Annotated in this window: 24 protein-coding genes; 14 read left to right on the top strand and 10 right to left on the bottom strand. The window is 68.5% G+C overall.

The features are described from left to right. On the top strand, positions 1–529 hold a 529-nt coding region (locus tag WB508_RS00895), incomplete at its 5' end, for a maleylpyruvate isomerase N-terminal domain-containing protein (protein WP_423842986.1). Between the two features lie 33 nt (positions 530–562). Further along, positions 563–1,495, top strand: coding sequence for an oxidoreductase (locus tag WB508_RS00890; RefSeq protein WP_423842985.1), 933 nt, complete (start codon positions 563–565; stop codon positions 1,493–1,495). A 3-nt stretch (positions 1,496–1,498) separates the two neighbouring features. Here the strand turns inward: WB508_RS00890 and WB508_RS00885 are convergent, their stop codons facing one another. From WB508_RS00885 to pdhA, 4 genes are read right to left on the bottom strand one after another with little or no spacing between them, the layout of a single operon-like run. After that, complete coding sequence (locus tag WB508_RS00885) at positions 1,499–2,797, bottom strand: MFS transporter (RefSeq protein ID WP_423842984.1); 1,299 nt, start codon at positions 2,795–2,797, stop codon at positions 1,499–1,501. 41 nt (positions 2,798–2,838) lie between these two features. Continuing rightward, positions 2,839–4,173, bottom strand: coding sequence for a dihydrolipoamide acetyltransferase family protein (locus tag WB508_RS00880; protein ID WP_423842983.1), 1,335 nt, complete (start codon positions 4,171–4,173; stop codon positions 2,839–2,841). After that, positions 4,173–5,171: an alpha-ketoacid dehydrogenase subunit beta gene (locus WB508_RS00875; protein WP_423842982.1), complete on the bottom strand. Its 999-nt coding sequence runs from the start codon at positions 5,169–5,171 to the stop codon at positions 4,173–4,175. The genes WB508_RS00880 and WB508_RS00875 overlap by 1 nt, the downstream gene beginning before the upstream one ends. Beyond that, complete coding sequence (gene pdhA / locus WB508_RS00870) at positions 5,168–6,301, bottom strand: pyruvate dehydrogenase (acetyl-transferring) E1 component subunit alpha (RefSeq protein WP_423842981.1); 1,134 nt, start codon at positions 6,299–6,301, stop codon at positions 5,168–5,170. The genes WB508_RS00875 and pdhA overlap by 4 nt, the downstream gene beginning before the upstream one ends. A 212-nt stretch (positions 6,302–6,513) precedes the next feature. Here pdhA and WB508_RS00865 point away from each other — a divergent pair, with 212 nt between their 5' ends. The 9 genes from WB508_RS00865 to WB508_RS00825 all read left to right on the top strand — a co-directional run bounded on the left by WB508_RS00865 (position 6,514) and on the right by WB508_RS00825 (position 14,413). Then, entirely contained in the window at positions 6,514–7,452 is a 939-nt protein-coding gene (locus WB508_RS00865) for an EamA family transporter (RefSeq protein WP_423842980.1), read from the top strand. 39 nt (positions 7,453–7,491) lie between these two features. Further along, the gene (locus tag WB508_RS00860) at positions 7,492–7,878 is read left to right on the top strand and encodes a phage holin family protein (protein WP_423842979.1); all 387 of its coding nucleotides are present in this window, start codon (positions 7,492–7,494) and stop codon (positions 7,876–7,878) included. Next, complete coding sequence (locus WB508_RS00855; protein WP_423842978.1) at positions 7,875–8,375, top strand: low molecular weight protein-tyrosine-phosphatase; 501 nt, start codon at positions 7,875–7,877, stop codon at positions 8,373–8,375. The genes WB508_RS00860 and WB508_RS00855 overlap by 4 nt, the downstream gene beginning before the upstream one ends. Before the next feature lie 22 nt (positions 8,376–8,397). Next, positions 8,398–9,264 (top strand): fructosamine kinase family protein, encoded by an 867-nt coding sequence (locus WB508_RS00850; RefSeq protein ID WP_423842977.1) that lies wholly within the window; start codon positions 8,398–8,400, stop codon positions 9,262–9,264. A 136-nt stretch (positions 9,265–9,400) separates the two neighbouring features. After that, positions 9,401–9,616: a hypothetical protein gene (locus WB508_RS00845; RefSeq protein WP_423842976.1), complete on the top strand. Its 216-nt coding sequence runs from the start codon at positions 9,401–9,403 to the stop codon at positions 9,614–9,616. A gap of 63 nt (positions 9,617–9,679) precedes the next feature. After that, positions 9,680–10,372, top strand: coding sequence for a response regulator transcription factor (locus tag WB508_RS00840; RefSeq protein WP_423842975.1), 693 nt, complete (start codon positions 9,680–9,682; stop codon positions 10,370–10,372). Between the two features lie 10 nt (positions 10,373–10,382). Further along, positions 10,383–11,822, top strand: coding sequence for a sensor histidine kinase (locus tag WB508_RS00835; RefSeq protein WP_423842974.1), 1,440 nt, complete (start codon positions 10,383–10,385; stop codon positions 11,820–11,822). A gap of 102 nt (positions 11,823–11,924) precedes the next feature. After that, positions 11,925–13,409, top strand: a complete 1,485-nt coding sequence (locus WB508_RS00830) for a S1C family serine protease (RefSeq protein WP_423842973.1) — start codon at positions 11,925–11,927, stop codon at positions 13,407–13,409. 80 nt (positions 13,410–13,489) lie between these two features. Next, positions 13,490–14,413, top strand: coding sequence for a DMT family transporter (locus WB508_RS00825; RefSeq protein WP_423842972.1), 924 nt, complete (start codon positions 13,490–13,492; stop codon positions 14,411–14,413). Here the strand turns inward: WB508_RS00825 and WB508_RS00820 are convergent. Continuing rightward, the gene (locus WB508_RS00820) at positions 14,410–16,311 is read right to left on the bottom strand and encodes an anthranilate synthase family protein (protein ID WP_423842971.1); all 1,902 of its coding nucleotides are present in this window, start codon (positions 16,309–16,311) and stop codon (positions 14,410–14,412) included. The two genes, WB508_RS00825 and WB508_RS00820, sit on opposite strands and share 4 nt — an antisense overlap. A 204-nt stretch (positions 16,312–16,515) precedes the next feature. On the opposite strand from WB508_RS00820, the gene WB508_RS00815 reads away from it, so the two are divergent. Both WB508_RS00815 and WB508_RS00810 read left to right on the top strand, forming a co-directional pair. After that, a complete protein-coding gene (locus WB508_RS00815) occupies positions 16,516–17,727 on the top strand; it encodes an ArgE/DapE family deacylase (RefSeq protein WP_423842970.1) in 1,212 nt (403 codons plus the stop codon). Positions 17,728–17,767: 40 nt separating this feature from the next. Beyond that, the gene (locus tag WB508_RS00810) at positions 17,768–18,043 is read left to right on the top strand and encodes a DUF2277 domain-containing protein (protein ID WP_423842969.1); all 276 of its coding nucleotides are present in this window, start codon (positions 17,768–17,770) and stop codon (positions 18,041–18,043) included. A 10-nt stretch (positions 18,044–18,053) separates the two neighbouring features. On the opposite strand, the gene WB508_RS00805 is transcribed toward WB508_RS00810, so the two are convergent. Next, complete coding sequence (locus tag WB508_RS00805; protein ID WP_423842968.1) at positions 18,054–19,610, bottom strand: metallophosphoesterase family protein; 1,557 nt, start codon at positions 19,608–19,610, stop codon at positions 18,054–18,056. Further along, a complete protein-coding gene (locus tag WB508_RS00800; protein WP_423842967.1) occupies positions 19,607–21,724 on the bottom strand; it encodes a HelD family protein in 2,118 nt (705 codons plus the stop codon). The genes WB508_RS00805 and WB508_RS00800 overlap by 4 nt, the downstream gene beginning before the upstream one ends. A gap of 313 nt (positions 21,725–22,037) precedes the next feature. Between WB508_RS00800 and WB508_RS00795 the strand changes: the two genes are divergently transcribed. Continuing rightward, entirely contained in the window at positions 22,038–23,234 is a 1,197-nt protein-coding gene (locus WB508_RS00795) for a carboxypeptidase regulatory-like domain-containing protein (RefSeq protein ID WP_423842966.1), read from the top strand. A 6-nt stretch (positions 23,235–23,240) separates the two neighbouring features. Here WB508_RS00795 and WB508_RS00790 read toward each other — a convergent pair whose 3' ends face one another. The 3 genes from WB508_RS00790 to WB508_RS00780 form a co-directional block, all read right to left on the bottom strand. Then, complete coding sequence (locus WB508_RS00790; RefSeq protein WP_423842965.1) at positions 23,241–23,990, bottom strand: enoyl-CoA hydratase-related protein; 750 nt, start codon at positions 23,988–23,990, stop codon at positions 23,241–23,243. Between the two features lie 18 nt (positions 23,991–24,008). Next, the gene (locus tag WB508_RS00785) at positions 24,009–25,169 is read right to left on the bottom strand and encodes an acyl-CoA dehydrogenase family protein (protein WP_423842964.1); all 1,161 of its coding nucleotides are present in this window, start codon (positions 25,167–25,169) and stop codon (positions 24,009–24,011) included. Continuing rightward, a partial coding sequence (locus WB508_RS00780) for a biotin/lipoyl-containing protein (protein WP_423842963.1) occupies positions 25,166–25,713 on the bottom strand: 548 nt, incomplete at its 5' end. The genes WB508_RS00785 and WB508_RS00780, both read right to left, overlap by 4 nt.

Below are 25,713 nucleotides of genomic sequence, written 5' to 3'. Positions count from 1 at the left end.
CGTCACTGCACAGCTGCGAGCGGCGATCACCGAGCGGTCCGAGCAGCTGACCGACCTGCCCGACGATCCCGACCAGCCTGCTCCCGTCACCCCCGGCGGCGTGGTCTGGACGTGGGCCCTGCTGCTGCGCAACCGGTGCGTCGACATGTGGGTGCACGAACAAGACATCCGCCGCGCCATCGGCAGGCCCGGCGGCATGGACTCCACCGCGGCTCAGGTCGTGACCATGACCTTCTCGTTCGCCATGCCGTACGTCCTCGGAAAGCGGGTCAGGCCCGAGACCGGCACGACGGTGCGATGGAAGGTGACCGGCGAGGTCCCTGTCGACCTCGCGGTGCGCGTCGGTGACGACGGCCGGGCTCAGCGGCTTGACGTGATCGACGGACCGGTCACCACCTTGTCAATGTCGACCGAGACGTTCACCATGCTGGTCGCAGGTCGGCGGTCACCCGACGAGGTCGACGTGACGATCGAGGGCGACCCGGCTCTCGCCCGGGCCGTGCTCGACGCCATGGCCGTCACGCCGTGACCGCTGCGTGAGATCGCGCGCTAACGTCACCCCATGACCTGGTCCGTGGCCGACATTCCTGACCTGGCGGGTCGGCGTGCCGTCATCACCGGCGTGACGGGTGGGCTCGGCCTCGCCACGGCCATCGAGCTGGCACGCCGCGGCGCCGATCTGTTCGTCACGGCGCGCGATGCTGCCAGGGCCACCGATGCCATCGATCAGATCAAGGCGGCTGCGCCCAGCGCCGCCGTTCGCGTCGTGTCCCTCGACCTGGCCGATCTGGAGGACACCTGTCGGGCCGCTCGCGAACTGATCGCCCGCCTCGACCGCATCGACATCCTGGTCAACAACGCGGGGATCATGGCCACACCCAGACGCACCACGGCTGATGGCTTCGAGCTGCAGATCGGTACCAATCACCTGGGGCACTTCGCGTGGACCGCCACGCTGTGGCCGTTGCTGGCGCGCAGCGACGCCCGCATCGTGACCGTCAGCTCGCTGGCGCACACGGGAGCAGGCGGCGTCGACCTGCGTTCGCTGACGACCGAGGGTTCGCCGAGACGGTACTTCCGGTGGAAGTCGTATGCCGAATCCAAGCTCGCCAACCTGTCCTTCGCCTTCGAGCTGGACCGTCGTGCCCGGGCTGCGGGGCTCGCCGTCGCCAGCGTCGGGGCGCACCCCGGCGTCTCCTCGACGAACCTGACCAAGACGGGAGCGCGCATGAGCCGCAACCCCTTGGCCGGCATAGCGATGCACCAGGTCACCCGAGTCATCGCGCAGTCCGCGGACGCCGGCGCCTGGCCGTTGCTGATGGCTGCAACCGATCCGACCCTGAGTGGCGGCGAGTACATCGGACCGCGTGGGCTCGGCGGAACCCGTGGGCACGCCGGCCGCGTCGGGTCCAGCGCGACAGCCCGCGACCCGGTTCTCGCCGACGCCCTGTGGCTCGCCAGCGAAAGCGCCACGGGCGTCACGTTCGACGTCTGAGCCTCAGGCGAGCCCGATCATGTTCTCCCGAGCATCGGGGTCGATCGCCAACAGCTCGGCTCGCGTGCGGCGACGAAACCGCACCAGCTGCACGAGGCCGACCGCCCACAGGACGTACTGTGCCGACATCGCCCAGCGGAATCCGGACGGCGTGTAGGCCGCACTACCTCCGGGCGTGCGCCAGTCCAAGATCAGTCCGATCGCGATGACCAGGATCAAGCTCGCGACGAACCCCGCCTGGTTCACGATGGCCGTCGCGCTGGCCAGACGCTCGGGCGGATTCGAGGTACGGGCCAGATCGAACCCGATCATCGAGGCCGGGCCGCCGATGCCAACCACGACGACGAGCAGCACCAAGACCCCGATCGGGGCGTTTCCGGGCCACACCAGCACGACGGTCCACATCGCGGCGATTGCCAGCACGATGCTGATCACCAGGCTCGAGCGGTGCCACGGGTGGCGGGTGATGAAGCGCGCCAGCAGCGGACCGGCCAGCATCAAGGCCACGACCATGATCGTCAGCAGTGCGCCCGCCGCGGCCGGCGACAATCCTTCGCCGCGCACGAAGAACGGGTAACCCCACAGCAAGCCCAACGTCGTGGCGCTGAACTGGGTCGTGAAGTGCATCCAGAACCCCAGGCGAGTGCCCGGTTGCCCCCACGAGGCCGCCAAGGTCGCGCGAATCCGCGACAGCGACAACGATGCGCCGCGCACCGTGCGCCCGTGCGGCGCATCCCGCACCACGAACAGCAGCCCGACAGTCAGCACCAGGCCGAACGAGGCCGACAGCAGATAGGCCGGCGTCCAGCCCAGGTCACGCAGCGCAATCGTCATCGGCACCGCGGCGAGCACCGCCCCCAGCTGCCCGGTCACGCCCGTCAGCTGCGTGACCAACGGAATGCGCCGAGCAGGAAACCACGAATTCACCAGCCGCAGCACACAGATGAACGTCATCGCATCGCCGATGCCGACGAACACCCGTGCCACCACCGCCAACGGGTAGGCGTCGGCGAAAGCGAAACCAACCTGCGCAGCGGTCATCGTCAGCGCTCCCGTGATGAGCACCGACCGTGGGCCAAAGCGGTCGACCAGAAGGCCCACCGGAATCTGCATGGCTGCGTAGACCAGCAGCTGAACCGTGGTGAACGTCGCGAGCTGGGCGGCTGAGATGTCGAAGCGATCCGTTGCCACCAGGCCCGCCACGGCAAGCGACGACCGATGGAACACGGCCAGCAGGTACACCGCGAGCGCGACGCCCCAGACCCCGTACGCCTTGCGGGGGACGGCATCGGCCAGGCTCACCACCCCAGCCTACGGGGATGGCATTCCTCGCGACCTACCTGCTAGAACGACATGGCAGAGGCAGGATCACGCAGGATGCGAGCCACGTCGGCGAGGAACACCGAACCCTGCTGGCCATCAACCAGTCGGTGATCGAAGCTCAGCGCGAGCGTGGTGACCCACCGCGGTTCGATCGTGTCGTTGGCGGTGACCCACGGCCGGCGTGCGATCGCGCCGACGCACAGGATGCCGGCCTCGCCCGGATTCAGGATCGGGGTGCCGCCGTCGACACCGAAGACGCCCACGTTGGTGATCGTGAACGTGCCACCGCTCATCTGCGCAGGCTGAGTACGGCCAGAACGGGCCGTGTCAGTCAGGTCGGTGAGCGCCGCCGCCAGCTCCGGCATGGTCAACGTGTCGGCGGACCGGATGTTCGGCACGACCAGGCCTCGGTCGGTGGCCGCGGCGATGCCGAGGTTGACCGACCCCTTCAGCACGATCTCCTGGGCCGGTTCGTCCCAGGAGGAGTTCAGCTCGGGAGTCCGACGCATGGCCAGACAGACTGCCTTGGCGATCACCACGGTGGGCGACACCTTCAGGCCCGCGAAGGCGCGGTCGGCGCGCAGGCTCTCGACCAGCTGCACCGTCTCGGACACATCGACCGTGACCCACTCCGTGACGTGCGGTGCGGTGAACGCCGACGCCACCATGGCCTGGGCCGTCATCTTGCGAACACCCTTGATGGGGACGCGCACGTCGCCGGCATCGCTGGCGGCGGGGGGCGTCGTCACCGACGCTGACGGGGTCGCGGCCGCGGACTCAGCCTCGCTCTGGGACCGGGCGAAGGCCTCGAGGTCGGCCCGCGTGACGATCTCACCGGACGTGGGCACTGATGCCAGGTCGATGCCCAGATCCTTGGCCAGCTTGCGCACGGGAGGTCGAGCCATGGGCCTGGTCGTCACACGGGCTTCAAGCGACGGCTCGACGAGCTCCTCGGCCGAGGGCTCGACGGGGGCAGGTGCCGTGGACTCGGTCCGGGCATGGGTGCGCCGGCGCCGGGTCGGCACCTCGCTGCTCGGTCCGTAGCCGACCAGCATGGCTTGGCGTTCTGGTGCCTTCTCCGCCGCGACGTCGCCCTGGTCGGAACTTGCGGGCGCGTCGGCCGTCGTGCCGATCCCCACGATCGGCGTGCCGACCTGGACGGTCTCTCCCTCGGCGACCAACAGCTCGGTGATCTCACCGGCGAACGGGCTGGGCAGCTCGACGATCGACTTGGCGGTCTCGATGTCGACGAGGACGTCGTTGACCTTCACGACATCGCCCACAGCGACCTTCCACGAGATGATCTCGGCCTCGGTCAAGCCTTCGCCGACGTCGGGCAGCTTGAAATGGGGCATCAGTGGGCTCCGATCTCACGAGCGGTCTCGACCGCGTCGATGATGCGGTCAAGGCCCGGAAGGAAATCATCCTCGACCCGACTGGGCGGATACGGCATGTCGTAGCCGGTGACGCGCTGTACCGGTGCCTCGAGATGGTAGAAGCACTCCTCAGTGATGCGGGCGGCGATCTCCGCGCCGAGTCCGAGGGTGCGCTGCGCCTCGTGCACCACGACGGCGTGCCCGGTGCGCCGCACCGACTCGTACACCGGGGCCAGGTCGAGCGGGGACAGCGTGCGCAGGTCGATGACCTCCAGATCGAGACCGTCGGTTGCGGCAGCTTCGGCCGACTGCATGCAGGTGGTGACCATGGGACCGTACGCGATCAAGGTCGCGTCGCTGCCCGGGCGCACGATCCGCGAGGACCACAGCGATCCGGGAGCCGAGTCCAGATCGACCTGACCGTTCTCCCAGTAGCGGCGCTTGGGCTCCATGAACACGACCGGATCGTCGGACTCGATGGCCTGCTGGATCATCCAGTAGGCGTCATTGGGGTTCGAGCAGGAGACGACCTTCAGGCCAGCCGTGAGAGCGAACTGTCCCTCCGGGCTGTCCGAGTGATGCTCGACCGCGCCGATCCCGCCGCCGAACGGGATGCGGATGACCATCGGCATCTTCACGGCGCCCTTGCTGCGGAAGTGCATGCGGGCGACCTGACTGACGATCTGGTCGTAGGCCGGGTAGACGAATCCGTCGAACTGGATCTCCACCACGGGCCGGAAGCCCCGAAAAGTCAGACCGATGGCGGTGCCGACGATGCCGGACTCGGCCAGCGGAGTGTCGAGGACACGCCCGTCGCCAAAGTCCTTCTGCAGGCCGTCGGTCACGCGGAATACGCCGCCGAGCCGGCCGACGTCCTCCCCCATCACGAGAACCTTGTCGTTGGCCTCCATGGATCGGCGCAGGCCGGAGTTGAGGGCCTTGGCCATCGACATCTTGCTCATGCCATCTTCACTCATGCTGGGCTCCCCTCGAACGAGTCTCGCCAGGCGACGTAGGCCGCCTGCTGCTCCCGGTTTTCGTCGGTCGTGTCGGCGTGCACGTGGTCGAACAGGTCCGCGAGGTCGGGCTGGGCCAGCTGCGCGCACTGCTCACGCAGCCGGGTGCCGACGCGCTCGGCCTCGGCGTCGAGCTCGGCGAAGAAGTCCTCGCCGTAGCCCTCGGAGACCAGCAGCGCCCGGACTCGGTCGAGCGGATCCTTGGCCTTCCACGCCTCGACCTCAGCGCCGTCGCGGTATCGATTCGGGTCATCGGACGTGGTGTGCGCCCCCATGCGGTACGTCACCGCCTCGATGAGGGTGGGACCTTCGCCGTCGCGAGCCCGCTGCAGCGCGGCCTGGGTGACGGCGTGGACCGCGAGCACGTCATTGCCGTCGACCCGGACGCCCGGAAGACCAAATCCGTCGGCGCGACGGGCGATGGCGATGGTCGTCTGGCGGGCCAACGGCACCGAGATGGCGAAGTGGTTGTTCTCGCACAAGAAGACGACGGGAGCGTGGTACACCGCGGCCCACCCGAGGGCCTCGTTGACGTCGCCCTGGCTGGTGGCTCCATCGCCGAAGTAGGCGATCGTGGCGGCGTCGCGCTCCGGGTCGCCCGTACCGACCGATCCTTCGAGGATCAGGCCCATGGCGTAGCCGGTGGCGTGCAGGGTCTGCGCTCCGATGATGATCTGGGGCAGGGCGACGCCGTGCTCGGCCGGATCCCACCCGCCCAGCTCGGTGCCACGAAAAACACCCAGCAACTGGGCCGGATCGACGCCGCGTGCGTAGGCCACGCCGTGATCACGGTAGGTGGGGAAGGCGAAGTCCTGGGATCGCATCGCGCGGGCCGAGCCGATCTGCGCAGCCTCCTGGCCGAGCGCCGGCGGCCACAGGCCCAGCTCGCCGTGCCGCTGCAAGGCGAAGGCCTCGGTGTCGATACGCCGAGCCAGCACGAGATCGCGGTACAAGGACGCGATCGCGGCGGTGTCACCATCGAAGGAGTAGTCCGGGTGCTGGACACGCTCCCCGTGAGGCGTCAACAGCTGGACGAGATGGTCCGGACTGGACGGGTCGGTGGTCATCGGGCTCGCGGTGGGTGCACTCATGCATTCCCTCTTCCATCGCCGGTCCGCGGGATCGCCGCGAGCCGAAGTCAGCAGGCGCCAGGCACTGAATCCAGGGGTGGCGGATCCTCATGTCTGGCACAGGCGTGACGGGCATCACACCTGAGGTCAGGCTACCGGTTCGACGGCCCAGACTCCATTCGCGTCCAGCGTGCAGCTCGCCCCGGGTGCCGGGGTGACAGAATCCCGGGGTGATGACGACCCGACCCCGACTCGGCTACCTGATGGTGGTCGCTGGTGCTGTGCTGTTCGGCCTGAACGGTGGCGTCTCCCGCGTCGCCATGGGTTCGGGACTGACGCCCGAGACGTTCACCACGCTACGCATCACAGGAGCCACAGCGGTGTTCATGCTGACGGCGCTGTGCATCAGGCGATCGGCCCTGCGCCCGCCCACCGGTTCCTCGCTGATGCTGGTCGTGGCACTCGGCCTTGTCGGCGTGGCCGCCCTTCAGCTGACCTACAACATTGCGATCACTCGACTCCCCCTCGGCATCGCCTTGTTGTTGGAGTACCTCGCTCCCGTGCTCGTCATCCTCTGGGTCCGTTTCGCGCGCAAGGAAGCGGTGCACCAACGCATGTGGCTGGCGGTCGCTCTTGCTCTTGGCGGGCTTGCTGTCGTGGGACAGGTCTGGACCGGCCTCGCCTTCGACGGCCTCGGAGTCGTCATGGGACTGCTCGCCGCTGTCTCGTTCGCGACCTACTTCCTGCTGGGTGAGCACAACGTCGGCACCACCGATCCCCTGCGCGTGATCTTGTGGGCGTTCGTCGTCGCCACGGTGGTGATGAACCTCGCGCAGCCGCTCTGGACAGTCCCTGAGCTCGACTCGCGCACCACCATGCTCGGTCGCCTCGACGGCTGGTCGGTCAACCCGTGGATCGCGGTGGCGGCGGTCGTCGTGCTCGGCACCGTGGTCCCCTTCTTCTTGCAGCTGCTGGCTCTGCAGCACCTGCCCGCCACGGTCGTCACCGTGATCGCGATGCTCGAGCCCGTGATCGCCAACGTGCTGGGCTGGGGCTGGTTCCGCGAGTCGCTCAACGGACTTCAGGTCCTCGGCGTGGTGGCTGTGCTGGCCGGCATCGTGCTCGCCCAGACGGCTCGCACGGTCGAGCCAGACCTGCTGCCGCAGCCGTGACCTGACGGGATCGGCATCGCGGGGTGCCACAATCGGCGCATGGAACGTTTTCTCTCGACCTGGTTGGTCAGCAGCGTCGCCCTCGCTGTCGCGGCGTGGTTGCTGGGCGACAACATGGCCATCGGCGACAGCGGCGCCACCACGTTCGGCCGCATCCTCGGCATTCTGGGAGTCGGGCTGGTCTTCACGATCATCAATGCCTTCATCGCCCCGATCGTCAAGGCGCTGTCAATTCCGTTCATCATCATCACGCTCGGACTCGCCCTCCTGGTGATCAACGCACTGCTGCTCCTGCTCACCGAAGCCATCACCGACGCCTTCGACCTGAGCTTCATGATCAATGGATTCGGCTGGGCCGTCGTGGCCTCGATCGTGATCTCGATCAGCCAGACGGTCGTCGGTTCGCTCTTCGCGTCCCGCCGGTGACCGTGTACCGCATCGCCGTCGTCTGTCTTGGCAACATCTGTCGTTCTCCGACCGCCCAGGTCGTTCTGGAACATCGGCTCGAGCAAGCCGGTCTCGCCGGCCGGGTCGAGGTGGCCTCGGCTGGCACCGGCGGATGGCACGCCGGCGAGCCGATGGACCCGCGCGCTGCCGTCGCTCTGCGTGATGCGGGATACGACCCCACCCGCCACCGCGCCCGTACCTTCACGGCCGACTGGTTCGCCGAGCACGACCTGCTGCTGGCCATGGACGCCAGCAATCATGCCGACATGGTCGACCTGGCGCCGACCGTCCAGCAGCGGGCCCAGGTGCGCCTCTTCCGCGACTTCGATCCCGAGGCGACCGCAGATGACGACCAGGTGCCTGACCCCTGGTACGGGGGCCCAGATGGGTTCCGGCTCGTGCTGACGATGATCGAGCGGACCGTGGATGGTCTCGTCCAACGACTGCCTGACCTGATCGACTCCCCCTCACACTGAGCGAGGCGGTAGGTTCTGGGTCATGGCGCGCATGGCAGGAACCGCCGCTCGGGCGGAAGCACTGCTCGGTGTCGGCATCGTCTCCACGACGCCCGTCGCCGGCGGTGACATCTGCACCGTGACGCGCCTACGCCTCACCGACGGCCGCGGGGCCGTCATCAAGACCCGCCCCCAGGCTCCTGAGGGGTTCTTCGACCGTGAGGCGGCCAGCCTGCGCTGGCTGGGTGACGCCGGCGGAGCCCCCGTGCCCGAGGTCCTCGCCCACGCCGACGACTGCCTGATCCTGGAGTGGATCGAGCCGGTACGTCCCAACACCGATGCCGCCGAGAAGTTCGGCCGCGCACTGGCGATCACCCACGCTGCCGGGTCGGAGAATTTCGGCGCCGACGTCGACGGATTCATCGGACTGGCGCCGCTGCCCAACCGTCCACTGCCCACGTGGCCGGATTTCTACGCTTCCCGCCGGGTCATGCCGTACGTGCGCGCAGCCGTCGACCGGGGGGCGTTGCAGCCGCACGACGCCGCCACCATCGAGCAGGCCATGCACCGCATCCACGATCTTGCCGGTCCGGCCGAGCCGCCGTCCCGCATTCACGGCGACCTGTGGTCCGGCAACGTCGTGTGGGGTGGTGACACCAACATCTGGATGATCGATGCGGCGGCCCACGGCGGTCATCGTGAAACGGATCTGGCGATGCTGTCACTGTTCGGCATCCCGCACCTGCAGCGGATCCTTGACGCCTACGAGGAAGCCGCCCCGCTGGCCGACGGCTGGAACGATCGCGTAGGACTGCATCAGCTGCATCCCCTGCTCGTGCACGCCGTGATGTTTGGCGGCAGCTACGGCGGGCGCGCCGCCGCAGCGGCCCGGGCCCTGCTCGAGGTCTGACAAGAACGACTGCACCGGAGGGGAGGGACGATGAGCACGCCTCGTGTCACCGCTGTCAGCCGCGACGCGCTGCACCCATTCAGCAAGATTCCAGCCGAGTCGATCACGCTCGTCGCCGGGATGGGGGTCCTCGGCGATGCGCACGCCGGGACGTTGGTCCAGCACCGGTCGCGCGTCAGGCGCGATCCGACCCGGCCTGCTCAAGGCGGTGCTCCTCCGCGCCGACGGCTCGATCGCCGACCGGAGGGCCGGGGTGATGGCGGTGGTGGAGCGTGGTGGTGACGTCAGCGCCGGCCAGCCCGTCACGGTGATCGCCCCAGATCCGCCACGCACACCCTTGAAGCCGGTCTAGCGTCACCACATTCTTGATCGCCGGTTCAGCAATCCCTCAGGCATTACCGGCACACTGGGAGACATGCGAATCCTGGTGGTCGACGACGATCGGGCCGTGCGCGACTCGCTCCGACGTTCCCTGGAGTTCAACGGCTACGCCGTCGACCTTGCGTCCGACGGTGCTGAAGCCCTGGCCGTCGTCCCGCGCGTGGCGCCAGACGCCATCATCATGGATGTCATGATGCCGCGACTGGACGGCCTCGAGGCCACGCGCGCTCTCCGCGCGGCTGGCAATGACGTCCCCATCTTGGTGCTCACGGCTCGCGACGCGGTCTCGGACCGTGTCGACGGACTGGACGCCGGAGCGGACGACTACCTGACCAAGCCCTTTGCGCTGGAGGAACTGCTGGCTCGGCTGCGGTCGTTGTTGCGCCGATCCGCGCGGGCCTCGTTGGACGACGCCGATGAGGAACCACTGGCGTTCGCCGACCTGACCCTCGACCCCAGCACCCGCGACGTCACCCGCGGCGATCGGTCGCTGTCCCTGACCCGCACCGAGTTCGCCCTGCTCGAGTTGTTCCTGCAACGGCCCAAGCGAGTTCTTGAGCGCACCTTCATTCTCGAGGAGGTCTGGGGGTTCGACTTCCCCACCACCGCGAACTCTCTCGAGGTGTACGTGGGCTACGTGCGCCGCAAGCTGGAGGCCGAGGGCGAGAGCCGACTGATCCACACGGTGCGCGGCGTCGGATACGTCCTGCGCGAGACTCCTCCGTGAAGCCGACGTCGTGAAGCTGCAACGACCCGATCTGGTGCATCCCGTGCGCGACGGTCGTGAGCACTCGCTGCGCATCCTGCGGTTCTTCACGTCGCGCATGACACTGGCGCTGCGGGTCGCTGTGCTCACGACGGCTGCGGTGGCCGCGACGCTGACACTGGTCAGCGCCACGATCTACGTCACGGTGCGATCTGAGTTCCAGAGCTCGCTGGACGACTCGATGGTCCGCCGCGCCCAGGCCGGCGTGACGGCCGATCTCGGCAGCCTGTTCGCCGGCGGCGCTGACCCTGGCGCGCTCGCGCTCACCGACATCAAGGTGATCGTGCTGCGCTCGGGCCGCGGCGTCCTGCTGGGAACTCCGGCCGTCAGCAACTTCCCGATCCAGTTCATCGGACTGCCCGAGCGTGAGGTGTCGCTGGGGCAGACGACCCAGTCGATTCGCACCGCGATGCTCAAGGACACGCCGTACCGCGTCGTGGCGGTGCGCTCCGGTCGCGGCGAGGCCTTGGTGATGGCGCAGTCGATGGAGTCGATCGACATGGCGCTGAAACGTCTGCAGATCATCCTCCTGCTGACCAGTGCGATCGGCGTCGCTCTGGCCGGCCTGGCTGGTTGGGCCGTGGCCGCCAACGGCCTGCGCCCCGTGCGCCGTCTGACCGCCGCGACCGAGCGCGTTGCCCGCACCGCCGACCTCACCCCCATCACGGTCACGGGCACCGACGAGCTGGCCCGCCTGACCACGTCGTTCAATGCGATGCTCACGGCCCTCGACGCGTCACAGACCCGCGAACGACAGCTGATCGCCGATGCGGGGCATGAGTTGCGCACGCCGTTGACCAGCCTGCGCACCAACATCGAGCTGATGGGCCAAGCAACAGGCCAGGGCGGTCGCTCTCTGACCGAGGAGGAACGCGCCGAGATCATGGGCGACGTCAGAGCCCAGCTCGAGGAGCTCACCACGTTGGTCGGCGATCTGGTCGAGCTCGCCCGCGACGAGCCGGTCCGGCGCAATCCCGAGCCGCTCGACCTGGCCGACGTGGTGACCCTGGCTGTGTCTCGGGTGCGGCTGCGTGCCCTGGAAGTGGACTTCGTGGCGCACACGGAGCCGTGGATGGTGGTCGGCGAGGCCCAGCTGCTCGAGCGGGCGGTCACCAATTTGCTCGACAACGCCGCCAAGTGGAGCCCGCCGGGCGGCACGGTCCGCGTGACACTCACCGACGGCACGCTCACGGTGGCGGACGAGGGTCCCGGCATCGAGCCGGCCGATCTGCCGCACATCTTCGACCGCTTCTATCGATCGCAGGAGGCTCGCACCCTGCCCGGATCTGGACTGGGTCTGTCGATCGTCAAGCGCTCGGCCGAACGCCACGGAGGCACCGCCGAGGTGTCGTCCACATTGGGCAAAGGCACCACGTTCACCCTCACGATGCCAGCCGCGCCCACCATCTGAGCCACCTGGGCACCACAGTTCCGAACTGCAATCCCGGGGGTTCTTGACGTGCTCACACGTCCCTCTCAGCGGCGACTCAGTGATGGAGGACAATCTATGAACATGACTGAACCGCACGATCCCTTCGCTGCCCGCCCGTACGTCCCGCCCCCTGCGCGCACCGACGAGACTCCTGACGCCACGGACGAGACCTCGACCGCGGACCAGCCAGCCGCCGATACCGATCTGACGCCGCGCGAGCCCGAGCAGACGGACGCGTCGACCGCCGGGCCAACCGAGACACACAGCCTGGACGATGACACGGGCTCGGCCTCGACCGATCCCGTGATCCCGGGTACCGAGGCCTACGCGAACAGCTATCCGACGGCGCACGAGTACGCCACCAGGCAGCACCCGGCCGACGACGAGCCGACGATCGGCCTCGACTCCTACAGCTCCCCCATGGGGACTCCTGCCGCGCCTGCCACGCCAGCTGCGGCACCTCGCAGCAAGCGCGGCCGCACGCTCGTGTCCGCTGTCGCGCTGGTCGCGCTGGCCGGCGGCGCTGGATACGGTGGCTCATATCTGCAGGACCGCCTGAACGATGGCGGCACGACCGGCGTCACGTCGAGCTCGTTGGACTCTGGCAACGCCACTCCGACGCGTCTGGACGCTGGCGCGGTCGAGAAGGTTGCCGCCAAGGTGTTGCCCTCGGTCGTGCAGATCAACGTCAAGGGAACCAGCGAGAGCGGCTCAGGCACCGGCATCATCGTGAGCAGTGACGGCCAGATCCTGACCAACAACCACGTGGTTGCCGTGGCCGCCAAGGGCGGCACCATCACGGTGGCATTCAGTGACGGCACCAACACCGAGGCCGAGATCGTGGGCCGCGACCCGTTGACCGACATCGCGGTCATCAAGGCCAAGAACAAGACCGGGCTCGCCCCCGCCACACTGGGCGCATCAGCCGATCTCCAGGTCGGCCAGGAAGTCGTCGCGATCGGCTCGCCGTTCGGCCTCGAGAGCACCGTGACGACCGGCATCGTGTCGGCGCTGAACCGTCCGGTCACCTCCTCCGACGGCACCAGCTCCGACACCCCGACGGTGTTCCCGGCCGTGCAGACCGACGCTGCCATCAACCCGGGCAACTCCGGCGGCCCGCTCGTCGATCTGGCGGGCAATGTCATCGGCATCAACTCCGCCATTCGCGCGGGCACCTCTGTGTCGGGTCAGGCCGGATCAATCGGCCTTGGATTCGCCATCCCGATCGACCTGGCCAAGAACATCTCCAAGCAGCTGATCGCCGGCGGCAAGGTCGAACATGCCCAGATCGGCGTGTCGGTGCGAGGGGCAGTCTCGGGCGACGACATCACCGGCATCGGCGCTGAGGTGAACACCGTCAACCCCGGTAGCGCCGGATCCAAGGCTGGCCTGAAGAAGGGCGACATCATCACGGCCGTCAACGGCCACGCTGTGGCCACGTCGGACGCGCTCGTCGCATCGATCCGCGCCTACCAGCCCGGAGAGACGATCAAGGTCACGTACCAGCGCGACGGAACCACCAAGACCGTCGACGTGACGCTCGGTTCGGACCAGGACGCCAGCTGAGAGCCGACTTCACACGACGAGCCACGTCGGTGACCGAAACCCGCGCGACGAACGGTGGCCTGAACCACTAGCGTCAGCACGTGAAGGATCGCGATCTCTCCGTGCCGGCCCTGCTGGTCACCGTTGTCCTGTGGGCTTCGGCGTTCGTCGGCATCCGCGCCGCGGCGGACAGCTTCTCCCCCGGAGCGATGAGCCTGGGCCGCCTGCTCGTCGGTGCGGTGGCGCTGGCCATCGTCGCCCGGCCCCGCCTCTCGACGATGCCGCAGGGGCGGACGCTCGGTCTGGTGATCCTCTACGGCGTCACGTGGTTCGGCATCTACAACGTGGCCCTCAACGCCGCGGAGCGTGACCTCGACGCTGGTACCACCGCCCTGATCATCAACACCGGACCCGTCCTCATCGCCGTTCTCGCCGGCGTCCTGTACCGCGAAGGATTCCCCAAGCCCCTCATGATCGGCATGGGCATCGCGTTCGCTGGAGTCCTCCTGATCGGGGTGTCGACCCGCGCGGACTCAACCGCGGTGGACTCAGCCAGCACGACAGGCGTGCTGCTGTGCCTGCTCGCCGCCGTCTGCTACGCCATCGGCGCGCTGGCTCAAAAACCCACGCTGGCGGTGCTGACCTCGGCGACCTCGGTGTGGCTGGGGTGTGTCGTCGGTGCGGTGCTGTGTCTGCCGTTCGCACCCGCGCTGGTGCGCGAAGTGGGATCGGCCAGCGGTGCGGATCTCGCGTGGCTGATCTATCTCGGCATCTTCCCGACCGCGATCGGCTTCTCCACCTGGGCCTACGCGATCAGGCGGCTCAGCGCGGGGCAGGTCGCCTCGTCGACGTACCTCGTGCCGGTCCTCGCGACGCTCATCTCCTGGGCCGTGCTCGACGAGGTCCCTGCCACGCTCGCCTTCCTCGGCGGCGCGCTGTGCTTGATCGGCGTGGCGGTCACCCGTCTGCGCCGGCGTGCCCCCGTCCCACCGAACGCTGCTGCCCCCGGTGCGATGACTTCCTAGTGCTGGCCGACGTCCGGCGTCGTGGCCGGTGAGCCGATCAGGTCGCTGACCAGGTCGCGCAGGATGCCGAATCCACCGTGCGTCAGGATTGATTCGGCGTGGAACTGCACGCCCCGGTAGTGCGGTCCTGCGATCAGGTGGACGTCGCCGGTCTCTGCGTCGGTCTGCACCGTCACGCCGGCTGGAAGCCCTGCAACAGGTTCACGCGCCACGAAGGTGTTGTAGAAGCCGACGGTCTCCTCGCGATCCAGCACCGGCAACCGGCTCTGCGTCCCCTGGAACACGATGTCCTTGAACACGACATCCAGGCCCAGCTGATGGCACAACGTCTGGTGGCCCAAGCAGACCGCGAGGAACGGCCGCCCGGTGTCGAGCAGAGAGCGCACCACGCCATGCAGAACCGCCATCTTGGGGTCGTCGACGTCGCGGGGATCGCCGGGGCCTGGACCTACGACCACGAGGTCGTAGCCATCCAGTGCGCCGGGGGAGTACTCGTCGTGGCGAACCACGTCGGTCGCCATGCCCAGCACCCCGAAGACGTGCGACAACATGTTGACGAAGTCGTCCTCACCGTCGAGCACGACCACGCGTTGGCCCACCAGCGAGTGCACCGGAGCAGCGCCGGACTGATCGCTCAGCCAGAACTGACTCAGGCGCTGGTTGCGGGACCCGAGGGCGATCAGCACCTCGTCCTCCCGTGTGATCGAGTCGAAGCCCTCCGGTGGCTCCGTCGCAGCATCGACCAAGCCGAATGCGCTGAGGATGCCGCCAGCCTTGGCCCACGTCTCGGCGGTCTCGTAGCCCGCGTCGGAGTCGCGCACCAGCGTCGCGCCGGCGGTCACGGTCAGTGAGCCGTCGAGGCCGACATCGGCCGTGCGGATGAGGATGGGCGCATCGGCTTTGGGCAGCCCGTCGGCGTCGCGGCCGATCAGCGCGGCGATCGACGCGTAGTAGCCTCGCCCCTCGGGCTCGTACTGCTTGATCAGCCGGCACGCGTTCTCCACGGGGCTGCCGGTGACGGTGGCAGCGAACATCGAGTCGCGCAGCACGGCTCGCACGTCGCGATCCGTGCGACCAGCCAGCAGGTACTCGGTGTGCACCACGTGCGTCATCGGTTTGAGATACGGGCCGAGCACCATGCCGCCCTCGTGACAGATGTCGCACATCATCTTCAGCTCTTCATCGACGACCATGAAGAGCTCGTAGATCTCTTTCTCGTCGGCCAGGAACTCCAGCAGGGCTGCCTTGCGCGCCGCGTACGTCTGGTGGCCGCGCACTCGGAACGTGCCGCTGATCGGGTTCATGCGGACCTGCCCGGCGTCGACGCTGACGTGCCGTTCTGGGCTCGCGCCGATCAGGTAGCGGTCGCCGGTGAAGATGCAGAACGTCCAGAACGCTCCGCGCTCACGCTCCAGGAGGCGACGAAAGACGGTGAGCGCGCGGTCGTGACCCCAGTCGGCCACCTGGGCCCGATACTTGCGGCCGATGACCAGGTTGGCGCCCTCACCGTTGCCGATCTCGTGGTCGATGACCTGGCGCACCAGGCCGGCGTAGTCGGCATCCGAGGTCTCGAAGCCGCCACGGTCGACGAACTCGATCGGCGCGTCCGGCAGCTGGGCCAGCACGTCCCTGAGCGGCAGCTCGGCCCGGACATCCGCGGCGATGACCGTGAGAGGCGTGCCGTCCTGGTGCGCCTCGAAGCCACGCTCTCGCGCCTGGGCGAACGGCACCAGCACGAGGCTGTCCCAGCCTGGCCCCTCACCGGTGGTCGACAACGAGATGTCAGCCAGCTGCTCGATGTCGGTGCGTTCGCCTCCGAGCAGCGTGACGGTGTCGGAGTCGCCCACCCGGATCAGGGCGAACGCCGGTTGGGCGAGCACGTCGTGGAGGTGGGGCATCGATTTCCTTGAGGGTGACGACCGGCAGAGACAACAGTGCCCAGATCCGGCCAGTGATGGCGGTCTGGGCAGAAGTCGACAGGCCACCGTTACAGGTGGTGCCACCACGCGAGGAGGTGCCGGGCTGTCATGGCTGGAGCCTACTACGAGCGCAGTGGATCGATGCCCTGAGCAGGCCTGTGACCCCGCTGACAGACTGACCCCATGGACATCGACGTCGACCTGATCCGCCGCGACCTGGCGCAGCTGGTCAGCATCCCCAGCACCGGCGGAACGGACGCTGAGGTCTGGGCACAGCGATGGACCGCCGCGACCCTCGCCGGTCTTGGACTGGAGGTCGACCACTGGCGTCTGGACCTGGATGAGCTGCGGGCGCGGCCGGACTTTCCCGGCGAGGAGGTCGACCGGGAAGAGGCCTGGGGATGTGTCGGTGTCTCCGGTCCCGGTCAACCGGCACTCGTGCTCAATGGCCACGTCGACGTCGTGCCGGCTGGCGAACCCGAGGACTGGACGAACGCCGACCCATGGCACGTCCGCGAGCACGATGGCCGCTGGTTCGGTCGGGGCGTGTGCGACATGAAAGGTGGCGTCGTCGCCATCATCGCCGCCGCGCGCGCCGTCGCAGATGAACCGTTGGCACGACCCTTTGCCGTGCACACCGTGATCGGCGAGGAGGACGGCGGGCTGGGCACGTTCGCCACCCTGCTGCGCGGCCACCGCGGTGATGCGTGCGTCATCGCTGAACCCACCGCGCATCGCATCGTCACGGCGAACGCCGGCTCGCTCACCTTCCGTCTCGAGATCGGCGGCCAGGCCACCCACGGTTCGATGCCGCAGCACGGGCACAGCGCCATCACGGCTTTCGAGCACGTCCACCGCGCTCTGCTGGAGCTGAGCGCGCACCGTAACGCCAAGCCGCCGAAGCCCTTCGACGTCAATCCGTGGCCGCTGAGCGTGGGCATGGTCACGGCCGGCGACTGGTCGAGCACCGTGCCGGACCGCCTCGTGGCCGAAGGTCGCTTTGGCGTGATGCCCGGGGAGTCCTTCGCGGATGCCGAAGCCATCTTCGAGCGAACTGTTGCCGCCGCCGCAGCCCAGCATCCCTGGCTCAAGCACGCCGCTCCGACCGTGACCTGGCCCGGCGGCAGATTTGCTGCCGGCCGGCTCCCGGAGGGCGATCGCCTGGCCGACGAGGTCAGCGGCATCGTGGCAGCCAGCGGTTCGGGAGCGGCCGACGTGTCCGGAGCACCGTACGGCTCCGACCTCCGCCAGTACGCGGCAGCCGGCATCCCCACGCTGCAGTACGGCCCCGGCGACATCAGTCAGGCGCACTCCATCGATGAGTCGGTGTCCATCGACGAGGTCGTCCGGTGCGCTGAGGTCTACGCGCGACTGATCGTGGCGCGCTGCAGCTGACCGCTGGTGCCGACTCCCTGCCCGGATCTACTCTGGACAGATGTGCCGCAACATTCGAACCCTCCACAATTTCGAGCCCGCCGCGACCGACGACGAGGTGCAGGCCGCCGCACTGCAGTATGTGCGCAAGATCGCCGGGACCACGAAGCCGTCGAAGGCCAATCAAGAGGTCTTCGACCGCGCCGTGGCCGAGATCGCCCACGTGACCGGTCACCTGCTGGAGGACCTCGTCACCGGCGCGCCGCCCAAGAACCGCGCGGAGGAAGCGGCCAAGGCCCGCGAGCGGTCCGCCAAGCGTTTCGCCCCCACGGGGTAGTGCCGACCGGCTAGCGCTGGTCCGGCGACAGCGTCAACGGCGTGTACTCGGCGACCTCGATGATGCCGCCGGGATTGAAGCTGACCGGCTGGAGCCCGATCGGACGCCCCTCGGCGAACGTGACGATCGTGACCTGGGCCTGACGGCGCAGCTTGCTGCCCAGGGCGAAGGCGTAGACAGCTCCGCCGGTGGAACCCGTGCTGAGAGTCGTGGTGACGCGACCATCGGACGCAGCAGTGTCGCTGGAATCGGCTTTCCCGGCGACGACTTCTGTCGGGCCGACCTGACGGTGCAGGTGCCCCGACAACACCAGGTCGACGCACCCCGAGCGGGACAGATCGCGTCCCGATGCGGCGCTGTGGATGGCAGCCACGGTCGTGCGCCCGTCCGCGCAGGCCGCTTCGGTCAGGGCCTGGTCCTGCAGCCGAATGGCCGAGATGTTGTCCGGCTCGTTGCCGTTGTAGCCAGCCGTCAGCCCTGAGCTGCGCGGATCGCTGCCCCCGATGAACCGGATGCCAGCGACCGTCGTCGGCGTACCGTCGAGGACGGTGAAACCCTTGTCCTTCATCTGGTCGACCACCGAGGTGCCGGAGTCGTGGTTGCCGGCCACGGCGACGACGTCGAATCCCTCGAACTCGCGAGCCAGCGAGTTGATGCTGAACGATTCCCATGACGCGCCGGTGGAGGTGTCGTCGCCGAGGTCGATCAACAGGCGCGCGCCGGCGCGGTCCGCAATCGCTCGGGCCACGGGGTCCATGCTGATGTTGTCGTGCCGGTCGGTGACCACCAGCGCCGTCGTCTCGCCGTCGCCGGCGCTGCGGACGTCGACCGTCGCGGCACTGATCGCGAGCTGGCCGTAGAACGCCAGCGACTCGCGGTAGGTCGACAGGGCGCCCTCGACGATCGCCCGGCTGCCGGCGGTGGACGCTCCGTCGGAGACCTCGAGGGTTCTGAGCACCTCGTCGTCAGGGAGGGCGGGAAACACCGTGCGGATCGGCTGCCAGACGGTGGGCACCGGCCGCGGACGGTCGGGCGCTCCGACCAGGGCGAGGGCAGCGACCGTGACCAGCGCCGTGGCGACAGCACCCATCTGGACGCGGCGACTCGGTCGGCGCAGTGCGGCGGCGATCTCCCGCCGTCGTGCAGGCCCGGCCGCCCGCCAGCTGAGGACCGTCAGCAGCATGGCCAGCACCCCGAAGCCGATGCCGCGCAGTATCGCGTCGACCGCGAGCGACACGACTGCCGACCGCACCGCCGCGATCTCGCCCTCCGGCTGGCTCGCGATGATGGCGTCGCGCGCCACCAGCTGCTCGAGGCTGCTGACGTCGGCCTCACCGAGTCGGATGGTGACGCCCAGATCAGCCGGAGCGTCCGCAGGCAGTCGCAGACGGGGCAGCAACGGCCCGAAGTCGAGCACGGCGTACCCGCTCACGGTGGGCGAGACCACGGCGTCGTGGGCCCCGATGACGACCTCGCGCTCACCGTTGAGGAAGGTCGACGCCGCGACAGGGATCGCGATGCCCACCCCCAGCACGACCAGCAGAAACGCCTGCAGGAGCGACTTCATTCCAGCTCTCGCTGCCAGCGATCGCTCGTGCCGACCGTGGTGAGCAGCTGCGTGGCGCGGGTCAGCACGACGTACAGGGTGCGCCAGCCCGTCTCGGATTCGTTGATGATCTCGTCAGGTTCGATGACCACCACGGCATCGAACTCCAGCCCCTTGGTGTCGAGGCCGTCGAGCACGCGCAGCCGGTCGTCGAGGTCACCTGCAAGGGCGCTGATCGCCTCCACCCGCGAGCGGGGGCTCACCAAGGCGACGGAGCCCTCGACCTCCTGAAGCATCTGACGTGCCTCCGCCATCAGCGCCGCATCGAGCTCAGCGGCTGCCACCACGCGATGCTCCGGCCGGTGTCCTGTCCGTCGAACGGCCTCGGCGAGATCGGCGTTCTCGATCGCGTGACCCGCGACGCTCGCCGCCAGCTCGTAGATCTCCGCAGAGTTGCGGTAGTTGGTCGAGAGCCGAAAAGCGTGCTCGGGCTTGCCCTCCAGAGCCGTCGCCCGGGCGGCGGCCGCCTCGAGCGGATGCGGCCACGACGACTGGGCCTGGTCGCCCACGATGGTCCAGCTGGCGTACCGGCCGCGCCGGCCGACCATGCGCCACTGCATCGGCGAAAGATCCTGCGCCTCGTCGATCAAGATGTGCGCGAAGCCGTCATCCTCGGTGCTGGTGCTCGTGCGGACGCGCTCGTCGCGATCTTCGCGCTCGCGCCGCTCGAAGCTCATCAGCTGCTTGGGCGCGTCGCCATCGTCGGAGTCCGGCTCCGGCTCCTCGCCGATCAGGTAACGCAGCTCGTCAATCAGTGGGACGTCCTCGATGCTCGGATCTCCAGACTTCCAGGACGCCCGGAGAGCCTGCTTCTCCACCTCGCTGAACCCGCCACCGAAGCGGTCAACCAACGCTGGCAACGTGCGCCACACGCCCACGGCGTCGACCACCGGCCACCAGTCCTCGACGAAATCGACGAAGCGGTCGTCGGTGGTGAGCTCATCGACGAAGGCTTCCTCGCCCTTTTCCAGGGCGCGTTCACCCGACACCTGGCGCCACAACGCGGTCGCCACCGCAGCTGGCACGCGGGCGTATGCCTGATTGCGGCGCGACCCGGACAGCAGCTGGTGGCGCAACCGGTCGAGTCCAGGGGCGTCGAGCACCAGGACGTCGTCCTTGTAGAAGAAGCGGAAGTGCGAAGGCGCATCCGGCGCCGGGGCGGACGCCGCGCGGGTCAGCAGCTTGACCATCCGCGACGAGCCCTTGGCCGATGCCGCGACGGCATCGTCATGGCGCGCGGCGTGCAGCCCATCGACCACCTCGCCGAGCGATCGCAGCGTCACACTGGTCTCGCCGAGGCTCGGCAGCACCCGTTCGATGTAGTTCATGAACACCGACGACGGGCCGACCACCAAGACGCCGCCGGACTCGAAGCGACGTCGGTCGGAGTACAAGAGGTACGCGGCTCGATGCAGTGCCACGACGGTCTTGCCGGTGCCCGGCCCGCCACCAATGGTGGTGACTCCACGGATCGGAGCCCGGATCGCTTCGTCCTGCTCTTTTTGAATCGTCGCCACCACTGAGTGCATCGTGGAGTCGCGGGCACGGCTCAGGCTGGCCAGCAGAGCGCCTTCTCCGACGACGACGAGATCGTCAGGAGCGTTGTCGGCGTCCAGCAGATCGTCCTCGACCCCGACGACGGTGGCACCCGAGCAGCGCAGCACTCGCCGGCGCACCACACCGGCCGGCTCCTGCGCCGTGGCCTGGTAGAACAGGGAGGCAGCTGGGGCGCGCCAGTCGATCAACAAGATCTCCCGATCGGCGTCACGCACCCCGATCCGACCGATGTATCGCGAGTCGCCGTCGAGCATCGACAGGCGACCGAACACCAGTCCGTCGTGGGCTGCGTGCAGCGCAGACAGACGTCGTGACGCTTGGTAGACCATGGCGTCACGCTCGACCAAGCCACCCTCGTTGCCGACGTGGCCGCGAGCCATGCCCTCCTTCACGAGGGACCTGGCCACTTCAGCCGACGCCTCGAGCCGCTCATGCACGGTATCGACGTACCGCTGCTCGGCAGCGATCTCCGCGCGCACCTCGCTGCGCGGATCCGATGAACTGTTCTGCGAACTCACCCCACTCCTTCACCCCCGGGCCCCTGGACGACTGCTGATCGGGAGAACTCACCAGTGTAGGCGTCGGCCGGGTGCGGTCGCTGCCTGATCCGTCCCTTGGACGAATCGCGGTAGTCTGACCGAACTTTCACCCTCTCTCTTCCGACCCTCACCATGACTGACGACACGCCTCCGCCTCCGCGACGACATCCGCCGCTCCCCGCATACTGGATCGACGACGTCCGAGGCGTGCCGAACGCGACGATCCATCGCACGGACGCGGTGGCCCGGCCCCGGATTCCCCGCAGAGCGTACGGTCCAGGAGGCGTGAGGCATGCGATCGAACTCCGAGCCTCCGCCCCGACACCGCAGCGATCATCCCGCTGTCGTGTTCCCCTCCGATTCGCCGGACGCGCGCCAGATCCCGGCCACCCTGGGAATTCGCGGCCTCGGATTCGGTACGTACCGGGAAGTGAGATCTGAGATGAGTCCCGTCATCCACCGTCCGGCCGGCTCCGGCGATCCCGAGCCGGACCGTCACGCGCGCGTCTCGATCGCGGGTCCTGGCATCCCGACCGCCGCCTCGTTCGTCGACGAGACCGACGCGACCATCGGAGAGCCCTCCGATGATGACGGCGAGTCCTCCTCGCCGGTTCCCGCCGATGACCCCACAAGCCAGCGGCGACCCCCGGTGCAGCGTCGCCGTCGACGCCTGCTGGGCTGGGGCTCCGAACCCTCCCTCGCACCCGAACCCCCTCCGGTCGTCTCGCCGCCATCCCCCCGTGACGAGACTGGCACGGCTGACACCGCCGAGGGGGGCGGACCGTCTGATCGCTCACTGACTCGGCCGCGGCGCGCGCGCACGCTGTACATGGCGGCGCCGCCGGTCGGGCCAGCCGAGGAAGATCCGGCCAGCACCGAGAGCGCGGACGAGGCGACACTGGCGGCGACCGGTGCGGTCGTGATCAGCGGTCACGTGGTCAGCACGCGTGGCCGCGGTCTCAGCGGCGTCAGGGTCGTCGTGGTCGATGCCGACGACCAGGTGGTGGGGACCACGATCACCGGCCGCCGGGGCCGATATGTCGTCGACGGAGTGGCTGCCGGCGGTGCCTACCGACTCGGTGCGCGCGACACGATTGACGGCGACTTCATCGACAGCTGGCATGGCGGCGACGACGCCGCCAGTGCGACCGTGCTGGAACCGACCGACGACGGCGCGGTGGCGGACATCGATGTGACACTCACAGGTCGAGTGGCCATCGATGCCGAGATCGCCGTCAAGCGCAGGAAGGTCCGGGTGGAGGTCGAGGTCATCGATCGCTCCACAGGTCTCCCGGGCGAGGGAACCGTCACCATCAGCACCGATCAGTTCAGCACCCAACTGCCGCTGACCGATGGACGAGCCACCGTGACGTTGTTGACCGCGCGCGAAGACCAAGACGGCTCCCATCGGGACGGCCGCCGGCTGCGCATCGCGTACCCGGGATCCCGGCACATCGGGCCCGCCACACGCACGATTCGGGTGCGCTGAAGCCGGTCAACCCTTGCGGCGGTTGAGGAAGGCGAGCATGGCCTCGCGCGCCTCGGCGCTGCCGAACAGGGCGGCTGACTGGGCTGCGCGCGTCTCGCCCCAGGCGTCGATGCGCTGCACCAGGTCGTGATTGAGCAGCGCCTTCGTCTCGCGCAGGCCCTGCGGGTAGCCCTGGGCGAGATCGGCGAGCAGGTCCGCGACGCTGGCGTCAAGGTTTGCGTCGGGAACCACCCGGGTGATCAGGCCAGCCGCCACCGCCTCTGCGGCGCTGAAGGTGCGCCCGGTGAGGAACAGATCAGCCGCCGCCCGTGAGGTGAAGCGTTCCAGCAGCGTGACGCTGATGACCGCCGGAGCCAGTGCCAGCCGCACCTCGGTGAGCGCGAATGAGACCGACTCTGCGGCGATCACGATGTCGGCGGCACCCACGATGCCCAGGCCGCCGGCCCGCACGGGTCCGCCCAGCTCGACGACGACGGGCCGCGAGGACGTCGCGATCTGACGCTGCAACGCGATCAACGACCGCGCACCGTCCTCCATGCCACCGTCGGCGGCCTCGGAGAGGTCGGCACCAGAGCAGAAGACCGTGTTCGCCGCGCGGATCAGCACGACCCGGACGGCGTCATCGGACTCCGCCGCATGCAGATGAGCCACGAGTTCGGTGACCAGCTGCTTGCTCAGCGCATTGCGGTTGTGCTCGCTGTCGAGCGTGATCGTGGCGACGCCGCCAGCTACCGCCAGGTGCACCAGCTCGGTCATGGTGATCTCCTCAGGGACTCAATAGGACTTCGGCAGGTTCAGCGAGAACTGGGCGATGAAGTTGAGCACCATCTCCTTGCTGACCGGTGCGATCCGGGACAGCCGCGAGCCAGCCAGCATCTGCACGAGGCCGTACTCGGTGGCCAGGCCGTTTCCGCCGTGGGTCTGGATGGCTCGGTCCACGGCGTTGCAGACGGCCTCACCCGCAGCGTACTTGGCCATGTTGGCGGCCTCGCCCGCCTTCATGGCATCTCCGGCCGCATAGAGAGCTGCGGCCTTCTGTGTCATGAGGCGGGCCATCTCGATCTCGATGTACGACTGCGCGAGCGGATGCGCGATCGCCTGGTGTCCGCCGATCGGGGTCTTCCAGACCTGCCGCTGCTGGGCGTACTCAGTGGCCTTGGTCAACGCCAGGCGAGCGCTGCCCAGCGCGAACGAAGCACCCATGATGCGCTCGGGGTTCAGCCCGGCGAACAGCTGGTCGATGCCGGCGTCTTCGCTGCCGATCAGCGCATCGGCCGGCACCCGCACGTCGTCGAAGAAGAGGGTGAACTGCTTCTCCGGCGACACGATGCCCATGTCGATCTCGTGGTGGCTGAACCCGGCAGAATCGGTCCGCACCAGGAACAGGGCTGGTTTCAGGTTGCCGGTCTTGTGATCTGCGGTGCGAGACACGACGAGCACGTGGCTGGCCTCGTCGACGCCCGAGATGTAGGTTTTGGTGCCGTTGAGCACCCACTCGTCACCGTCGCGGGTCGCCGTCGTGGTGATCTGGTGCGAGTTCGATCCAGCGTCCGGCTCGGTGATGGAGAACGCGAAGGTCGAGGTGCCGTCGGCAAGACCGGGCAGGAGCGCCTTCTTCTGCTCCTCGGTGCCGTACTGGGCGATGATCGTGCCGACGATGGCCGGCGAGACGACCATCAGCAGCAGCGGGCTCCCGGCGGCCGCCAGCTCCTCGCAGACCGCGGCGAGATCGCCGATGTCGCCTCCGCCTCCGCCGTACTCCTCCGGCACCGCCACCCCGAGATAGCCCAGGGCTCCGGCCTCGGTCCACAGCTCGGTGGTCTTGCGGCCTTCGGCGGCCGCCTTCTCGAAGTAGTCGCGACCGTACTTGGCGCCGAGGGCGGCCACGGCCTTGCGCAGCTCCTGGCGTTCGGTCGTCTCGGTGAAGGTGCTCATGCCGGATCCTCCTCGTGGTGGGTGACTGGTTCGATGACGGCAAGTACGGTGCCGGACTCGACCTGCGCGCCTGCGGTGACGCCCAGCTGGGCGACGATCCCGTCGGTCGGTGCGGTGATGGTGTGCTGCATCTTCATCGCCTCGAGGACGACGACGACATCGCCCTTCGCGACCTGCTGGCCCTCGGTGACGGCGACGGTCACGACCGCCGCCGGCATGGGAGCCAGCAGCGAGCCCTCGGCGATGATGTCGGCCGGATCGACGAACGTCGGGACGGGGACGAACGAGAACGATCCGTCCGGACCGTCCACGTCGACTCCCTCGGGCTGCACCGCGACGGCGAACCGTTCGATCACGCCGTCATCGTCGAGCACGACCAGGTCCCGAGCGGTGGACACCACGGCGAGGCCCGCGATCTGGGACTGAGCCAGACGGCCGCTGACGGACGAGTACTCGACCTCCAAATCCGGCTCGAAGGTGCGCACCCGCGGCTGGCTCGGCACGTTGCGGAACGCCGCCGGGATGCGGGCGAGCACCCGGGCCG

Origin of the sequence: Aeromicrobium sp. (assembly GCF_049586495.1) — a bacterium.
In the GTDB taxonomy this organism is placed as follows: Bacteria; Actinomycetota; Actinomycetes; order Propionibacteriales; family Nocardioidaceae; genus Aeromicrobium.
This window is presented reverse-complemented; position numbering and strand designations above follow the sequence as displayed.

Excerpts from the sequence above, each read along its gene's own strand:
- WB508_RS00875 (WP_423842982.1), bottom strand. The coding sequence starts at position 5,171 with ATGAGTGAAGATGGCATGAGCAAGATGTCGATGGCCAAGGCCCTCAAC.
- WB508_RS00830 (WP_423842973.1), top strand. The coding sequence starts at position 11,925 with ATGACTGAACCGCACGATCCCTTCGCTGCCCGCCCGTACGTCCCGCCC.
- WB508_RS00850 (WP_423842977.1), top strand. The coding sequence starts at position 8,398 with ATGGCGCGCATGGCAGGAACCGCCGCTCGGGCGGAAGCACTGCTCGGT.
- WB508_RS00785 (WP_423842964.1), bottom strand. The coding sequence starts at position 25,169 with ATGAGCACCTTCACCGAGACGACCGAACGCCAGGAGCTGCGCAAGGCC.
- WB508_RS00840 (WP_423842975.1), top strand. The coding sequence starts at position 9,680 with ATGCGAATCCTGGTGGTCGACGACGATCGGGCCGTGCGCGACTCGCTC.
- WB508_RS00890 (WP_423842985.1), top strand. The coding sequence starts at position 563 with ATGACCTGGTCCGTGGCCGACATTCCTGACCTGGCGGGTCGGCGTGCC.
- WB508_RS00860 (WP_423842979.1), top strand. The coding sequence starts at position 7,492 with ATGGAACGTTTTCTCTCGACCTGGTTGGTCAGCAGCGTCGCCCTCGCT.
- WB508_RS00865 (WP_423842980.1), top strand. The coding sequence starts at position 6,514 with ATGACGACCCGACCCCGACTCGGCTACCTGATGGTGGTCGCTGGTGCT.
- WB508_RS00810 (WP_423842969.1), top strand. The coding sequence starts at position 17,768 with ATGTGCCGCAACATTCGAACCCTCCACAATTTCGAGCCCGCCGCGACC.
- WB508_RS00805 (WP_423842968.1), bottom strand. The coding sequence starts at position 19,610 with ATGAAGTCGCTCCTGCAGGCGTTTCTGCTGGTCGTGCTGGGGGTGGGC.
- WB508_RS00880 (WP_423842983.1), bottom strand. The coding sequence starts at position 4,173 with ATGCCCCATTTCAAGCTGCCCGACGTCGGCGAAGGCTTGACCGAGGCC.
- WB508_RS00795 (WP_423842966.1), top strand. The coding sequence starts at position 22,038 with ATGCGATCGAACTCCGAGCCTCCGCCCCGACACCGCAGCGATCATCCC.
- pdhA (WP_423842981.1), bottom strand. The coding sequence starts at position 6,301 with ATGAGTGCACCCACCGCGAGCCCGATGACCACCGACCCGTCCAGTCCG.
- WB508_RS00790 (WP_423842965.1), bottom strand. The coding sequence starts at position 23,990 with ATGACCGAGCTGGTGCACCTGGCGGTAGCTGGCGGCGTCGCCACGATC.
- WB508_RS00815 (WP_423842970.1), top strand. The coding sequence starts at position 16,516 with ATGGACATCGACGTCGACCTGATCCGCCGCGACCTGGCGCAGCTGGTC.
- WB508_RS00820 (WP_423842971.1), bottom strand. The coding sequence starts at position 16,311 with ATGCCCCACCTCCACGACGTGCTCGCCCAACCGGCGTTCGCCCTGATC.
- WB508_RS00845 (WP_423842976.1), top strand. The coding sequence starts at position 9,401 with ATGCGCACGCCGGGACGTTGGTCCAGCACCGGTCGCGCGTCAGGCGCG.